The organism is Sphingomonas sp. (assembly GCF_035910975.1).
In the GTDB taxonomy this organism is placed as follows: domain Bacteria; phylum Pseudomonadota; class Alphaproteobacteria; order Sphingomonadales; family Sphingomonadaceae; genus Sphingomonas.
This window is the reverse complement of record NZ_JAMHWM010000058.1, coordinates 1-2,173: the sequence shown is the minus strand read 5'-3', so window position 1 is coordinate 2,173 and position 2,173 is coordinate 1. Positions and strand designations below refer to the sequence as shown.

At 64.7% G+C, this 2,173-nt stretch carries 1 protein-coding gene and 2 pseudogenes; 1 reads left to right on the top strand and 2 read right to left on the bottom strand.

Annotation, left to right across the window (positions count from 1 at the left end; translation table 11 throughout):
* Nucleotides 1–427 precede the first annotated feature (427 nt).
* Nucleotides 428–785: pseudogene (locus tag VYI76_RS16770) on the top strand (transposase); the annotation flags it as partial.
* Nucleotides 786–864: 79 nt separating this feature from the next.
* On the opposite strand, the pseudogene VYI76_RS16765 reads toward VYI76_RS16770, so the two are convergent.
* Together VYI76_RS16765 and VYI76_RS16760 are read right to left on the bottom strand one after the other, a co-directional pair.
* Nucleotides 865–1,499, bottom strand: a pseudogene (locus VYI76_RS16765) (IS701 family transposase); the annotation flags it as partial.
* A gap of 73 nt (nt 1,500–1,572) precedes the next feature.
* On the bottom strand, nt 1,573–2,173 hold a 601-nt coding region (locus VYI76_RS16760; protein WP_326525954.1), incomplete at its 5' end, for a 2OG-Fe(II) oxygenase family protein.

Genomic DNA, 2,173 nt, shown 5'->3' with positions numbered 1-2,173 from the left:
GGCGACCCGCGTCAGCTTCGAGATCGTCCGGTCGTAACACCACGCGGCGTCCGTCACGGGAAGGTAGACAAGATACTTCAGTCCCATCGCGATCTGTGCGTCTGAGAAGCGCGAGAGAGAGGACACTGGCGACATGAACAGTCGCGTAACATAGGTCATCAGAATTTACGCCGGCGGGTCAGGAAAGCCATCGCCGAACAGCCATTCGGGTCCCTCCGCTGGATCATGGTCGAAAACGAGCCCGACCCAGGTTTCGTAGCTCGGGTGGTCGGCATCCGGCATAACAGCCCCGTCGCAGCGAAGAAACATCCTCGCCGCGCAGTCTATCATCCCGACCTTCGGCCCGGACAGACCCGGCGCCAGCCGACGCTGTAGTCCGGGCCTTTCCAGATAGTCCGCGCTTCGTGGATCCGAACTGATGCGGTGGATGCCCGGTGACGAGGAGGTCTGGCTGATCGGTGAACGCCGGGCGACCAGCGCTGAAATACTACGCCTCCAACCTGCCCGCCGATACGCCCCTCAAGGCGCTTGCCGCCGCCATCAAGGCCAGATGGATTTGCGAACAGGCGCACTAGCAAATCAAGGAAGAACTCGGTCTCGACCATTTCGAGAGACGATCCTGGACGGGCCTTCACCGACACGCCCTTATGACGATGATAGCCTATGCCTTCCTGAAATCTCGCCGCCTCAAGGTCGCGGGACGGGAAAAAAAGAACCCCCGGACCACACCCGCGACCGACCCTGCCAGCCGGCAGGCAGGCAGGCCATCCTCGACGCAGTCGTGAAACCGCCACCAATACGCTGCCCTCATTGTGAAAAGCTCATCGCAGAACGCCAAAATAAGAATCTGCTAAAGTAGTGCTAGACCGCGTCCGCCGCGACCCAGGCGAATGGCATGTCGGCCGCGATCACGCGTTCGATCATCTCCACCGCCAGCGCCGGCCTGGTTGCAAAGGCCGTGCCTTCGGGCACATGCGCCGCGGCCAGCCGTGTCGGATCGGTGATCCAGCTTCTCGGCGGATACAGCGCCCGGTCGACAAAGGCATGGCCCTTTACCGAGACATAGGCGGCGAACACGCCGATCTGGCAATTGGTCACCTTGCCCGCCGATCCGGTATACTGGCGCGCCACGCCACACGACGCCTTGCCCTGCTTCGGGAACCCGGTCTCGTCGAGGACCAGCACCGCGTCATCCGTGCCGAGATGCGCGATCGCGTAGTCGCGCACGATATCGCGCAAAGCATCCGCGTCCCTCCGCCCGCGTCCCAGGATCGCTTGTCGCCGCCATGGTCCAGCGTCGCCCGCCGCCTCGGCGCGCATCCACCCGGTCTCGCGGCGTTCGTCGCCCAGCAGCCCGTCCAGAAGGCTGTTCGCCGACGCCGCGACCCGCTCCTGGCTGAACACGGGCCGCATCCGCGCCTTCACCTCGCGCAGCGATGACGCCCATGGTTCCAGCGTCGCCGCGATCGATGCTCCCGCCACCACGACCTCCATGCCATGGCGATCCACTGAGGCAGAACACGACCAAAACACAATTGTAATGCTAGCTTATCGCCGCGCAAGACTAAGGTGTTACGACGACTGGTTGAGACCGCCCTCGGCAACCAGATCCGGATGGTGGGCGGCGGCGACGTCTGGGTGTGAGCGGAGGCGGCTCTTCAGGTGGTTGGCTCCGACCTCGCGGAACAGCGGGTTCAGCGGATCGACCGTCAGCCCGCGCTCCAGCGCGTGGAGATCGTCGGGCAGTGGTAGCACGGGGATCGTCGCGTCGTAGCGCGCACCGAGGAAGAAAGCGAAGGAGAAGCGCTCCACGCCCGCGGGCGGCGCGACCACGTCGTGGACATCGGCGCGCACGAAGCCATTGGTGGCGAGTTCCAGGAGTTCGCCGGTGTTGATGACAAAGGTACCGGGAACGGGCGGCGCGTCGATCCAGATCCCCTCCGCCGTCCGCACCCGCAGCCCCGCCACCTCTTGCTGCAAAAGGATGGTGACGAGGCCGCCGTCCTTGTGCGCGCCGACACCCTGATCGGTCCTGGCGACGTCGCGACCGGGATAGCGGATGAGCTTCAGGAGCTGGGTCGGCCGCGGTTCGTAAATGGCGGCGAAGGCATCCTCGGGCTGGCCGAGCGCGAGCGCGATCGCCTTCAGAAGATCGATGCCGAGCGCCGTCAGC